Consider the following 12,048-nt stretch of genomic DNA (forward strand, 5'->3'; position numbering starts at 1 on the left):
TTAAAGACCCCCATTGCGCAGACGCCAAACGGTGACCAGGCAGTGCAGGCGGGTGTCGTACAGCACCCGCATGCGCCGGCCGGGGCGTTTGACGGTGAGCCAAAAGCGGTGCCTGTCCGGCGTTTCGAACGCCGGGCGCAGGCGCTCGATCGCGGCTTCCAGGCGCACGATCCCGTCGCCGCGAATGACGACGCCCCGCTGGCGGGCGCGGCGGCGGACATGCCGCGCGCAAGCGGCGCGGTGATGCGCGGGGTCGGAGGCGGTCATGGCTTACCCCCCTTCGCGGCGCGGATTTTTTTGCCTAAAATCTCGATGACGCGGTCGGCGGCGCGGACGGTGAGATTGATCAAGGGTATCGGCGGGCATTCGCCGAGGATTTTCGCGGCGTAAAACGGCAGTGCGTCGCTGCCGTCCGCGACCGCGCCCCGCGCGGAAAGGATGCGCCACTGCGCCTCGATCACGCGCGCGCGGGGGTTGTTAAGCGGTGTGGGGATCGCCGCGATCGGCGACCAATCGACGCCGCCCTGGCGGGTCGCCATCGCCTTCAGCGCCTCGATCACCTTGACCGTTTCGCACGGGTCCATCCATTGGAGGGCCTCCTTGCCGGTCAGGCGGCGGGCGAAGTGCGCCAGGGCGCGTTCGGCCGGGTCGCGCACGACGCCGAGGTGATAGAGCGATAGCCACAAGGCGCGCATTTTCGCCGCCTCCTCGCCGCCCGCCAGCGGGCGGACGCCCGCCCGTTTGGGGGCGGCCTTTTTGGGGCGGAAGCCGGCGTCTTTCATGTGGGCGATTAGGTTTTCCAACTCGCCGATGTTGAGTTGCGTCGCCGATCGCCGCCCGGAAAAACGCAGCGCCAAGACGTCGCGATACGCGTCGTCGGACCAGCCCAGTTGCTTTTGCGCGATCTTGATCTTGGCGATCATCCCCCGGCGCACCGGGGTGGTTTTGTATTTGCGATGGGCCGTCATGATTTATTCCTCCAAATCGTGCCGCCGATTTCGGCGCCTTTATGCCCACGCTCCCAAACAAACCAAGCCGTGGGCATGAAGCGCCCGCCCTTGCGGTCTTGGGGCGGGATGGTGAACAGCCAGGTGTGGGCGCGATCGCCGCACAGCCAGACGCGCGCGGGCGGCCGGGCGTCCCACCAGGCGCGGCGACGCCCGCTTTCGCGCCAGGCGAGACGCTGGAAGCAGACGATCTTTCGTGCGCCCAGGGCGTGCGCCCGATCGACGAATTCGCACGCCCGGCTGAACGGCGGGTTCATCAGGACGGTGAAGTCGCCGCCTTGAAATCGTTCGGGAAGATCGGCGGTCTTGAGGGTTAAAAAATCGACGCCGGTGCGGGCGGAAAAGCCCCAATCGTAGAGGTCCATGGCGAGAACCTCATAGCCGTAGTCCTCAGCCGCCACGGTCAACGCGCCGGCGCCGCAGCACGGGTCGAGGATGGCGGCGGTCATGATTTCGACGTCGAGAATAGCCGCGATGGCCCAGCGCGGCGTCTCCCATGCCTCGGCCGCCGCGGCCTGATCGGCGAGGGTGGCGAAACCCGGCGCGGGCGCGGCGCAAAGGTGGGGGAAAAGTGTCTCGTCCATGGCTATCCCTCCAGATCGGCGCGGTAGCCGGGGCGGTTTTGGGCTTCGGCGTCGGCCTCGGCCGCCAGGCGTTTAAGGCCGTTCCAGTCGGCGGCGACGCCGTCCAGCGCGGCGGCGTCCAGCGCGCGCCGGGCGCGGGCGATGGCGCAACCGAGCCGCGTGCGGGGAACCGATAGCCCGCGCCCGGAGCGAAACGGCGCGGCGGCGATCAGAAGATCGATCAGGGCGGCCTGCATCAGTTCGGGCGATCGGGCGGTCATCGGGGATCTCCTGTCCGGGGAATGTCAGATGATTTCTTCCAGCTTGGTTTCGTCCGGCTTGATGACAAAGTCCTCGCCGCCCGAGGCGATTTTGACGCCCTCGACGGCGGCGGCGACGATGGGGTCGGCGCGCATGGCGTCTTTGTCAACTTCGCGCTTGGTGCGGATAAACCGGGTCAGTCCGAGGTCGGTCAGCCGGTCGATCACGGCGACCACGCCGCGCACGGTGACCTTGGGCGGACGGGTGCGCCAGGACACCTCGCCGGCCAAAAAGCGCGCGGTCTTGACCTTGCCGCCACCGGTCAGTCCGTCGCGGTTGGCGGCGCACCAGGTGCGCACGCCCTGGGCGAGGGTTTCAAGATCGGCGGCGGCCAGCGCCAGCGGGGCCTCGTAGCCCGCCTTGACGGTGGCGATCTCGCCGTCCATCGCGTTTTTCAGGCCGTCCTGCACGCGTTGCAGATCGCCGATTTTGCGGATCGCGGCGTTGACGTCGGCCTCGTTTTGCGGGACGGGCGCCGTGGCGGCTTGTTTGATGCGGGCTGTTTTCGCCATGGTTCGGGCTCCTTGTCAAAACGGTCTTTTAAGGGGGTCGATAAGGACCCGTATAAGGGCCATTATCGGGACCGCGATCAGGCCCAAAACGGGGCGGATGAAGCGGTTTTTGAGGCGCGCGCGGGCGCGGCGGCGGATCATAAATATAGCCCCCCAAGCGAGCCCGATGCGTTCGCGTTGACACGCGCGCAGGGGGGGCAGATGCGGTTAAACGGACCGTCGGCGGCGAACGCCTTGCGGCACTTAAGACATGTGCGCAGGGTTTCCGGCGCGCCGTCCATGGCGTCGTCGTCGGTGGGGGCGACTTCTTCGGGCGGGCGGGCGAAGGCGGCGAAACGACGGGCGCGGGCGATCGCAGCGCGGGTGAAATCGGTCAGTTTTCGTATCTGCGCCGTAGTGTCCGCCTCGCGCCGCATCTCCGCGATGCACTGGTTCGTCCTGTAGACTGTCGCCGCCGAGCAGCCGAAGGCCGCGGCGACCAAGGCGGCCTGAAGGCCGATCACGCGACAGGCCAGGTGGATGGCGACCCAGCGCGCGCGGACGGCTTGACGACCGCCCCATTTAGCGTCCAGCGCGCGATCGTGAACGCAAAATTCGCGGGCGACCGCGCGCTTGATCGTGGGCAGGGTCGCCAGGGCGACGCGGGTCTCCAGGGCGTTCATCACGCCGCCCCTTTCGGATCGGGATCGCCATCGACGCCGGCGGGGGCTTTAAGGCCCTGCGTCCGCGCCCCCGCGGCGCCGTCGCGCCGGGCGCGCGCGGCGGCGAAATCGACCACCCGGTGGGCGGTGCTGGACTCCAGCGCGCGGGCCTGATCGGCGAAGGACTTGACCGTTTCGACGATCGCCAAAATTCCCACGCCGGAAATTTCTATCCCCGTGTCGGAATACTTGCCGAGACTGTCGGCGAAATTTTTAAGGTCGATGCTAAGCATTTTTCCCTCCATGCCTGGAATGGACGCAGCCGCCGCGACACGCGCGGTAGAGGCGGATGCGCCGGTTGCTGGTGGTGGTCAGTTTCATACGTTGGTTTTTGATGCACAGGTTCTTGGCGATCTCGCCGTCCACCGGACAAGCGACGGTGACGGCCATTAGTGCGCCGCGCACCGCGTCTTCAACACACGCGAGGTCGCCGCGATAATTGTTGCCCAGCACGGCGCAAACGACCGCCGCGCCCTTGTAGCCAATCTTCGGCCCGGTTTTCCCCTGGCTGGTGGCGTCGCATTCATCGGCCAGCGCCAGCACCCAGTCGGGCAAAGGGTCGCCCCAAGAGGCGCGGGCCTTTTCGACGTTGCTGCGGGTGTCGCGGGTGTTCCCGGTGCGGCTCATCGCGCGCCGCCTTCGCGGTTTTTCGCCGCGATGATGATTTTTTGAGGCGCGCCGGTGGCGGGGTCGATCACGTTAAAATCGACAACTGCGCGGTGCTTGTGACTGTAGAGCGGGGCCATCGGGCCGGTGTTCATGCCCGGCAAAAGGACGTATACCTTAAATCCGTTGGATGTCGGCGCGGTGCCCGGGCGGCGGTTTTTCAGCGGGCGGACATAACCCGCCTGGGCGAGCGTCCAAAGGTAGCGCTGCGCCGATGCGCGCGGGTCCTTCAGGGTGCGATCGTCGATCAGTTGCATCAGATCGTCCAGCGTCGCCTTGCCCCGGGCGCGCAGCGCCTTCCACACCTTGGCGTTCAGGGTTTTTTTGCCGCCACGTTTTTGCCCCGTCAACGGACCGTTGGGGCCGGACGTCACGCGCTTGCCGGCGGCGCGGGCCTCGAGCCCGTTTTCGGTCAGCTGATAGCAGCCCGTTTGCAGGCGCTGCGCGAAGCCTTGGATGCGCAATTTGTCCATCGCATACACCACCTTTCGGTTGGGCTGCGCCAGGGCGGCGGCCATCTCGGCGATGGTCACCGGCGCGCCCGGCGGCGGCATCCGTTCGAAAAGCTGATTGGTGAGGCTGGCCATGTCACGCCACCCGCTTGATCTTGCCGGGACGTTGGAACCCGCGCACCAGATCGACGCCATCGACGTCATCTGAGGTCACCAGATCTAGACGTTTGCGCTTGGCGATGCGTTCAATATTTGCCACCGCGTTGACGATCTCGCGGATATAGCCGTCCGATTGTGTATGCGTCTTTTCGACGATGCTATCATCGACCCGAACCTCGCAAAGTTCGTCAAAGCACAGCCGCACGTCATCGAACGTGCACTGAAAAAATGACGCATGCGCACCGACCCGGGTGCGAAAGTGCTGCTTTTTCTTCAATTCACCCCAAACAAACTCACGACCGACGAAAACGACCGGGATTTCGACCAGATCGGAAAGGTCGCGGACGGTTTCGAGCACCTTGATGTTTTTCAGGCCCGCCTCGACCTCATCGACAACGATTGGCCGCGGGTCTTTGGCCAACACTCCGGCGGCCTGATTGTAGAGATTTTCGCAACTATGCGCCGGGGCTTGCTCGCCCAGCTCCTTGACCAGGTCAGTCAGCATCCAGTGCGGCGTGCAGGCCGCTTTCAGGCGGATGAAAATTGCGTCTTGTTGCATCGACCACCATTCTGCGGTGCGGCTTTTGCCCAGGCCGGCGTTGCCTTCCAGGAGTAGGATCGACGCTTCGGGCGCGCCGCGCTCGTTGAGCTCCGACAACCCCAAGAGGAATCGTTTTACATTTGACGTGTGAACAAATTTATTCCTGTGCATGTCCCATCCTTTTGACGACCAAAGCCGTTGCGCGCTCAGGCGTGGCGGCTTTTTTCTTGGGCTTCAGCGCCCATCAACAGGCGGAACGACGGGTTGTTCATCAGTTCTCCAACCCGGGCGCGATCCGCCTCATCCGCAAGTTCTGGGTTATCCAAAACCCAGTGCGCGTAATCCTCGTCGGTTTTGAAATCGGGCCGCTGTCCTGGCGATACCGGAAGGGCGACGATTTCGGCGCCGGGCGCGTCCTCGCCGTTCATTTCGGCGATGATGCGGGCGGCTTCGGCTTCCTCATCAGGGCTTAACGTGACGGGTTCCGGTCCGTTTGGGCGCTTCATCAAGGGCTCGTAACCGGGCTGGGCGGCCATGCGCACGACCTTACTTTCCAGCGGAGGTAGGTTTTCGGGCGTCGGCAGCCCGGCGGCGATCTCCCGGCCCGTCAGCTTGACGTGCTGGTCAAGCAGGACCTTGGTGTTTTTGATAAAGGCGCGACGGGTGCGACCGTGATCACGGGCGGCGGCGGCATCGTTGAATCCGGTATCTTCGATCACGTCGGCGAAACCCAAATACGACCCGTCAAGCCGATAGACGTGTAGACCGTCGTGCAGATTGTCGGGGTCGAAACGCACCACCAGTTTTTGACCCCGGTGACCGTGCAGAAAGTCGCCCCAATAGCGGTTGCCCATCAAGGTCAGTCCGCCGTCGCGCCGGGCGGCGGTGATCCCCTCGGCGGCCAAAAGCCACAGGCGTTTTTGTTCCTCGGTCGCTTTTTTAATCGGCGCGGTGACGTACGACGGCGCGAACGTTTGCACGAAAGACCGCCCGTTGCAGACGGTGGCGCGACGCCCGGTGCGGGTGTTGTGCTCGTCGATCCCTTCGGCGACGACGCGCACGAAATCATCGATCGGGATCGCCTTCGACCCATAATTTTCCGGCTTATTTAGCGGCGTGTTGCCGGTCCAAGCACCGGCGAAGGCGGGATGTTTGGCGATATCGTTGCAAAAGTCCCGAAACGCCCGTTCGATGGGTTTCGATTGGCCGGAATAGGGGTTCGTCCAATGGACCTCGACCCCCAACTGGGTGAGGATGCCGACCGGCTCCTCGTCTTTGACTTTAAATCGATACCTGTTCGGGATTCCGCCAGTCAGCCACTTCGCGGCGAAACCGCGCCCATTGTCCAAATAAATGTGTCCGGGGATTCCGTAAACCTCGACCACGTCGCCGATCGCCAGGCGCACGGATTCGCGGTTTTCCGATTTATCGATGCGCCAGCCCAAAAACATGCCGGAATAAAGGTCTTGGATGGCCACCATCATCGGGCGCATGGGCTTGTCTTCGTCTGGCCATTTGACCCACACGTCCCATTTATGTCCGTCGGCGTTGACCGCTTCGAGCGCGTGGAAAACGGACCGGTCGCGCTGCTGCGCGGGGTACATCGCCTTCAGCGTATCGACGCCGCGGCGGGCGAGGATTTTGACCGGCGCGGCGATCTCGCGCTCCATCCGGCGCTCCAACGCCCGCGACGATGGCACGGCCCAACCGTGAGCGGCGGCGGCACTTTTAAGGCGGCGATAACAGCTCTCAAAGGTCGGGCGCTCGGCGCGCAGGTAATCGGACTTGACCATTTCCCACGCCGCCTCATCGCACGCGGCGGTTTTCGTCCGCCCGGTGTGGCGCGGGGCCAGGGCGGGCAGCCAGTCGGCGCGCGCCACGCCCGCGATCAAGCCGAACCAATTATATATCGTCGCCGGCGTCACCCCGTGGCGCTTGCCCACCGTGACGACCGCCAGGTTCTTGGTCAGTCCGCCACGATAAAGCCCATTGACCTCCTCGATAATCGCCAGTCGCGCGATCGTTTTTTCCTTTCGGGCATCGGGAAGGCTTTCGTAAAACGCCCACGCGGCGGCGGTGGACGTCTCGTCCCGCGCGGCCGATTTTTTCGCCTTTTCCGGGGCCAGATCAATCATGATCTTGGCCTGCGCAGCGGCGGGCAAAAGGGTGTAATGATATTCAACGCCACCGCCCCGCCCGGCGCGCTTGCGGGCCAGCGCCCCGCCCGCCATGTTTTTACGATCGCCCCAGGCCTCGCGTTGGGCAAGGCTTTGCACGCCACGATCTGTCGCGGGCAATCCGGGCAGCGCGCGGGCGGCGAGATCGGCGGCGGTGAACCATTCTTTCATCGCTTGACCCCCCGCCGCGCCGATCGGCGCGCGTATTCGAATGCTTTATCGATGTCTTCCTTGCGGTCCGCGAGTTGGCCGACCTCGACCCACGGCAAATATTTGTCGTCCACAACGCTGTGGGCAAACAATTCCGCGCCCATTTGCAACAACCGCACGTCGCCGGTGACGTGGACCATCGCCAGTAGACGCAAAAACGGGATGGTATGATCTTCGCGCGCCTCGCTGGCATAAGCGTCAAGCATGGCCTTGCTGACGTCCTCGCCCAGCCAGTCGCTCATGGCGGCGGCGATGTCGGCGCGGGGGATGTCGGAGCCTTTCAGGGTCTCGGCCACCGCGCGAGCGATGCGCGAGCGCAATGTCGCGGTGCGGACCCTCGCATCGTCGAACCGCTCAATCAAAGTCGGCGGTTCCCAACTCAAAAGGTCCAGGGTCAGGCCGTCGCGCCGGGTCATTTCACCCCCTTGGTGCAGTCTGCGGAGAGACTGCCTTCATCGATCAGATGCTCAACGAACAGCCGGCGCGCCTTGGCGTCGGCCCGGGACCATGTTTCTTTCAGTTTGTTGAGGGCTTTTTCAGACGGGTCGCCGGCGGCGGCGCGATCGACGTGGCCATCGATGATCTTGACCGCCTGGGCGACGGTTCTCGCCGCGCCTTCCGGGGCGGTCAGGCGTTGGGCGACCGCGTCTTGTTTTTCGAAGGGAAGCCGCGATAGAGCGTAAAGTTCTTTTTGGTTGTCCTCGAAATCGGACCCTCGCAACGCGGCGGCGGCGGCGGCCGTCAAGTGTTCGCCGATGGACGCTTCACGCTGGATGGTCCGGCCGGCGCGCTCCGAACGTGTGGCGACCTCTGCGTACCAATCGTTCAAGTTGCCAACAGTGGCATCTTGCTCATTTGTGCGGTCTCCGCCGTGGCGGGCGTGAGGGTTTTCTACCTGATAAAGGCGCTTCAGTTCGGCCAAAAACTGTGCGCGCTCCAACTTGCTTAAGTCGTTTCGCGTAATGTTTTCCAAAATCTCATGACGGCGCAACGCCGCGGCGGGGCCGACAATGACAACGGCTGCAATCTCCGTTAATCCAGCGGACTTGCACGCTTCCAATCGGTGCGCGCCGGCGACCAGGCGATATTTATTTCCGCCACTTTGCGCCGCGACCTCAATCGGTTGGCGTAAGCCGCGCTGGGCGATGTCCTCGGCCAGCCCCTTGACGGCGCTCAGTGTGACCGGCCGTAGACGGTTTTTAACCTCGATGCTGTCGATGTCGATCATTTTAATGAGCATTCTGAGTTTCCTCAAAAAGATGGGCGCCGCCAGCATATCGGCAAGGAAGCACATGCGTGACGGACGGCGCCCCGTCTCCTATGCTCGGGGAAACTGCTAACAAACCGGAAGAACAGGAGGCAAAAATGAATCCAGCTGGCTTTGATGCCCTCGGCGTGGTCGAGACCGCATTGCGAGAGATCGTGGTGACGCTGGAGGCCAAAGGTCTCCTCACCCGCGAGGACGTTGCAAAGGCTTTATTGCGCACTGAGGTCATCGCAGACCTCCAGGACGAAGACGGGCCGCCAACCCGCGTAACATATGCCGAACGCGACGACTGGCTTCAGCGCGGCCAAAATGGGCCTGACCCATGGGACCAGGAGCGGCGGACCGAGACTGACATACTTGGTTGAAATATTCCCGGCGCGCCCGGGCATGGGCCTTGGCGGCATCGCGGTCAGAAAAGGGGGTATTCATCATGTCAGGCGGCCTCCGATTTTTTTACATGTGCGCGGCGCATGGTCCTGTTATTCTTCCTCAACCAGGTGGAAGGACGGACAGGCCTGCCGCTGGAGACGTAATAGCGCGACGGCCAGATGTCTTGCGGCGCGGCGCCGAGGACTTCGGCGATGGCCGATTGCAGACGGGCGTTGGGAACACGCTTGATCTTGGCGATTGCGGCCGTGCTAACGCCGTGGCGGAGGGCGACTTCGGACAAGCTAATGCCCTTTTTGCCAAGGGCCGCTTTTACGTCCCACCAGTGCGTGTCTTTTTGTTTGGCCATTGGGTGCCCATAGATGCGGCGGGAGCCGCTTTTTTAAAGGTCTAGTTGGTCAATATGTGGACCAAGTTTAGCCATATTCAGTGTTTTGTAAAGCCGTTATCGGTTTTTCGGTGTTTAAAAAATGATGTATACGGCTTTTTTTGTAAATTATTCGGTGTTTTTAAATGGTTAGCCAAACTCCGCAACAGAAAAATAACTCCAGAGAAGATTTCGGAGTTTCAGACTTAAAGTCCGAAATCGCGGAGCGAATCCGTTCTGTAATTCGAGATTCTGGGGGAAATGCCGTCGTTGCTGAAAAAAGCGGTGTTCCATTGCGTACGGTTGGAAACTACACAACGGCAACAACTGAGCCCAAAATCGTCAGCCTCTCAAAGATCGCTCAGACATGCGGGGTGTCCCTCGACTGGATTGCGACAGGTCAAGGACCGAAGAACGTAACGGAGCCGACGGACATATTGGATGCTGATGTTCTTGAGGTGAGCTATAAAATTGCCGAGGAAATGTTTGGGAATCAGGGATTTACGCCTGAATACAAGGCAAAAATATTAATGATAATTTATGAAAAGGGCTTGGAGGAAAAGAAGAAGTGCTGATACCATCAACCATTATAGGTAGCTGATATGAGTGGGGTGGTTATGGAGTTTGAGGATAGGCTGAGAAGAGTTGTTAACCACGCGTGTGGCCACAATGATAACTTAAAAGGCAAAAGCCTTTTTGAAAATAGCGACGAGCACCTTGCTAAGGGCCGATCATATAAAGTAACCGTTTACGTCCCGGTAACTGTAACTATATATAATATATACAAAAAAATGAGTTGCGAGGCCATACATGGCGTCAGTAGTGGCCAATCCGCCCATGACGAACCAGCGCATGTCGCTCGCCGACGCGCCCTCCTCGCCAGCCTGCCACCTTACAAGTACTAACTCTAAAACGAAGTGTCGAAAAACCCTTTTTTGGGCCGCACTCTAAAAACAAAACGCCCGGCGAAATTTTCTTCGCTTGACGCCTGAAACCGACGGTTCACAAGGGCCATCCCACAATTTCCCCCTATTTCCCTCTATTTCCCGCCTACTCCAATAACAAGTGTCCCCTCACAATCGCCGTGGCGTCACCTCGCGCCTTCGGCGGCGATATGGCGGATCATGCCTTCATATTGTTCCCATTCCTTGCCCGGCCCATCCAAGCGGAAAACCACCAAGCCGTTGGCGTCGAGGACGTAGGTGGTCGGGTAAACGCCGGCCAAGCGGCGGTCGTTGAGCACGGTGCCGTCGGCCAGGGTGAAGGTGTCGTTTCCGCGCCCTTTTTGCCCCGAGTCGTAAAGGGGCATGGTGAAGCCGCGCCTTTGCGCCCAACGCCGAGATTTGGCGATGGGCTCGTGCCCTTGAACCAGGACGAAGGCGGCGCTGTCGTCTTTCGTCAACGCATTGTAAAATTTTTGCAGGTCTGGGAATTCCACCTGGCAGGGCGGGCACCAACTGCCCCAGAAATGGACCACCACGGGTTTGCCGCGCAGGGCCGAAAGTGCGACCTTGCGACCATCCGGCGCCTTTAAGGCGAGATCGGGAAAGCGCTGGCCGCGTCCCGTTCCCATTGGCGCCTCGGTGGCGGCAGCGGCGCTCATATGCAGATCCCAAGACGCCGACCATGCCGCCGCGTCGAACACCACCTGGTCGTTGACGCTATAGAGTTGGCAAGGCTGTTCGGTGTGCGCGCGGCAGGCGTCGAGGGCCTGAATTTCGGCTTGTTCCTGCAAGTCGGCGCCGGAAACCCAGGCCCAGGCGCCGCCGGGCGCGATGGCGAAGGCGCGGTTCGCGGGCGCAGCGGAATAGGCCCGATAGCCGTCTCGGGCGGCTTGGTCGAAGTGGGTTAACACGGCCCCCTTGTCGAGACTGGCGCCCTGGGCGGAGGCGGTGAGGGCGCACCATGGCGCCGCTAAGAACAAAATAGCGAATCGCGATATTTTTTCAATCATTGCAGCGTCTCCCACAGCGCCCGGAGGGTTCGAAAAGAGAGTTTAAAAGATATGCTCCAGCATTCGGATTCTACTAATTTTTTGTGGAAATTATCTTTTGATAAATTAATGAAATCAATGAATTAGCTTGCATTCATTAGGCGTTACTTATATTATCTCACTCTAATATATAGGGATCAAGCCTATCCTAGTGAAGAGGAGCATCGCCATGCTGAAGATCCTCTCAAGCTTTCTCGCCGGGATCGCGTTCGTTGCGATCTTGGCGTGGCAATTCGCGGGCCAGTTGATGATACAGGCGTATCCAAGCCCCTATGGCGTGGAAGAAACCGCGGCCCGAATTCAACACAACATCAAAGAGGCGGGATGGTCCCTTTCGGGGCTGCGTAGTCCGTCGAACACCATCCGCCATCTGGGCGCCACCGTGCCCAACGTTCTTCTGGTGGAAGCCTGCAATCCCGATTACTCAAAGCCTCTGCTCAAGAATGACGGCACGCGCATTCTCTCGATTTTGATGCCGTGCACGATCACCGTCTACGAAGGCGGTGACGGCAAAACCTACATCGGCCTTTTGAATTCCGGTCTGATGGGCAAATTGTTCGGACCTCTGGTTTCCGAGGTCATGGGCAAGGTCGCCGCCGACCAGCAAAAATTCATTACCTTCGATCCGAGCAAGCCCGCTCCGGCGCTTATTCGCAAGAGCCCCGGTGGAAGCGGCGGATCCGGTCAGGGCGGCATCAAGGATTTGGGGGGCTGCTGATCGCAGC

Annotated in this window: 18 protein-coding genes; 3 read left to right on the top strand and 15 right to left on the bottom strand. The window is 61.4% G+C overall.

What is annotated here, in order from left to right; all coding sequences use genetic code 11:
* The 13 genes from P3M64_RS14200 to P3M64_RS14260 all read right to left on the bottom strand — a co-directional run bounded on the left by P3M64_RS14200 (window position 1) and on the right by P3M64_RS14260 (window position 8,549).
* Window positions 1–267 (bottom strand): hypothetical protein, encoded by a 267-nt coding sequence (locus P3M64_RS14200; protein WP_132939015.1) that lies wholly within the window; start codon window positions 265–267, stop codon window positions 1–3.
* Window positions 264–968, bottom strand: a complete 705-nt coding sequence (locus tag P3M64_RS14205) for a gp16 family protein (protein WP_132939014.1) — start codon at window positions 966–968, stop codon at window positions 264–266. Before P3M64_RS14205 ends, P3M64_RS14200 begins: the two co-directional genes overlap by 4 nt.
* Entirely contained in the window at window positions 965–1,591 is a 627-nt protein-coding gene (locus tag P3M64_RS14210; RefSeq protein ID WP_132939013.1) for a type I restriction-modification system subunit M, read from the bottom strand. The genes P3M64_RS14205 and P3M64_RS14210 overlap by 4 nt, the downstream gene beginning before the upstream one ends.
* A gap of 2 nt (window positions 1,592–1,593) precedes the next feature.
* A complete protein-coding gene (locus tag P3M64_RS14215; protein WP_132939012.1) occupies window positions 1,594–1,851 on the bottom strand; it encodes a hypothetical protein in 258 nt (85 codons plus the stop codon).
* A 24-nt stretch (window positions 1,852–1,875) separates the two neighbouring features.
* Window positions 1,876–2,403 carry a host-nuclease inhibitor Gam family protein gene (locus P3M64_RS14220; RefSeq protein ID WP_132939011.1) on the bottom strand — a complete coding sequence of 176 codons (528 nt, stop codon included), beginning with the start codon at window positions 2,401–2,403 and terminating at the stop codon, window positions 1,876–1,878.
* A 137-nt stretch (window positions 2,404–2,540) separates the two neighbouring features.
* Window positions 2,541–3,065 (bottom strand): hypothetical protein, encoded by a 525-nt coding sequence (locus P3M64_RS14225; protein ID WP_132939010.1) that lies wholly within the window; start codon window positions 3,063–3,065, stop codon window positions 2,541–2,543.
* Complete coding sequence (locus P3M64_RS14230; RefSeq protein WP_132939009.1) at window positions 3,065–3,337, bottom strand: hypothetical protein; 273 nt, start codon at window positions 3,335–3,337, stop codon at window positions 3,065–3,067. The genes P3M64_RS14225 and P3M64_RS14230 overlap by 1 nt, the downstream gene beginning before the upstream one ends.
* Window positions 3,330–3,731 carry a transcriptional regulator gene (locus tag P3M64_RS14235; protein WP_132939008.1) on the bottom strand — a complete coding sequence of 134 codons (402 nt, stop codon included), beginning with the start codon at window positions 3,729–3,731 and terminating at the stop codon, window positions 3,330–3,332. Before P3M64_RS14235 ends, P3M64_RS14230 begins: the two co-directional genes overlap by 8 nt.
* Entirely contained in the window at window positions 3,728–4,357 is a 630-nt protein-coding gene (locus tag P3M64_RS14240; RefSeq protein WP_132939007.1) for a hypothetical protein, read from the bottom strand. The genes P3M64_RS14235 and P3M64_RS14240 overlap by 4 nt, the downstream gene beginning before the upstream one ends.
* Before the next feature lies 1 nt (window position 4,358).
* Complete coding sequence (locus P3M64_RS14245) at window positions 4,359–5,093, bottom strand: AAA family ATPase (RefSeq protein WP_132939006.1); 735 nt, start codon at window positions 5,091–5,093, stop codon at window positions 4,359–4,361.
* A 35-nt stretch (window positions 5,094–5,128) separates the two neighbouring features.
* Window positions 5,129–7,270, bottom strand: coding sequence for a transposase domain-containing protein (locus tag P3M64_RS14250; protein WP_132939005.1), 2,142 nt, complete (start codon window positions 7,268–7,270; stop codon window positions 5,129–5,131).
* Window positions 7,267–7,725, bottom strand: coding sequence for a DNA transposition protein (locus P3M64_RS14255; RefSeq protein ID WP_132939004.1), 459 nt, complete (start codon window positions 7,723–7,725; stop codon window positions 7,267–7,269). The genes P3M64_RS14250 and P3M64_RS14255 overlap by 4 nt, the downstream gene beginning before the upstream one ends.
* The gene (locus P3M64_RS14260) at window positions 7,722–8,549 is read right to left on the bottom strand and encodes a ParB/RepB/Spo0J family partition protein (RefSeq protein WP_165886310.1); all 828 of its coding nucleotides are present in this window, start codon (window positions 8,547–8,549) and stop codon (window positions 7,722–7,724) included. Before P3M64_RS14260 ends, P3M64_RS14255 begins: the two co-directional genes overlap by 4 nt.
* Before the next feature lie 56 nt (window positions 8,550–8,605).
* Here P3M64_RS14260 and P3M64_RS14265 point away from each other — a divergent pair, with 56 nt between their 5' ends.
* Complete coding sequence (locus P3M64_RS14265; protein ID WP_132939002.1) at window positions 8,606–8,941, top strand: hypothetical protein; 336 nt, start codon at window positions 8,606–8,608, stop codon at window positions 8,939–8,941.
* A gap of 68 nt (window positions 8,942–9,009) precedes the next feature.
* Here the strand turns inward: P3M64_RS14265 and P3M64_RS14270 are convergent, their stop codons facing one another.
* Window positions 9,010–9,312 (bottom strand): helix-turn-helix domain-containing protein, encoded by a 303-nt coding sequence (locus P3M64_RS14270; RefSeq protein ID WP_132939001.1) that lies wholly within the window; start codon window positions 9,310–9,312, stop codon window positions 9,010–9,012.
* Window positions 9,313–9,476: 164 nt separating this feature from the next.
* On the opposite strand from P3M64_RS14270, the gene P3M64_RS14275 reads away from it, so the two are divergent.
* Entirely contained in the window at window positions 9,477–9,905 is a 429-nt protein-coding gene (locus P3M64_RS14275; protein ID WP_132939000.1) for a helix-turn-helix domain-containing protein, read from the top strand.
* Between the two features lie 515 nt (window positions 9,906–10,420).
* Here P3M64_RS14275 and P3M64_RS14280 read toward each other — a convergent pair.
* Window positions 10,421–11,284 carry a TlpA family protein disulfide reductase gene (locus P3M64_RS14280; protein ID WP_165886309.1) on the bottom strand — a complete coding sequence of 288 codons (864 nt, stop codon included), beginning with the start codon at window positions 11,282–11,284 and terminating at the stop codon, window positions 10,421–10,423.
* 208 nt (window positions 11,285–11,492) lie between these two features.
* Between P3M64_RS14280 and P3M64_RS14285 the strand changes: the two genes are divergently transcribed.
* Window positions 11,493–12,041: a DUF302 domain-containing protein gene (locus P3M64_RS14285; RefSeq protein ID WP_132938999.1), complete on the top strand. Its 549-nt coding sequence runs from the start codon at window positions 11,493–11,495 to the stop codon at window positions 12,039–12,041.
* Window positions 12,042–12,048 lie beyond the last annotated feature (7 nt).

The organism is Varunaivibrio sulfuroxidans (assembly GCF_029318635.1).
Lineage (GTDB): Bacteria > Pseudomonadota > Alphaproteobacteria > Rhodospirillales > Magnetovibrionaceae > Varunaivibrio > Varunaivibrio sulfuroxidans.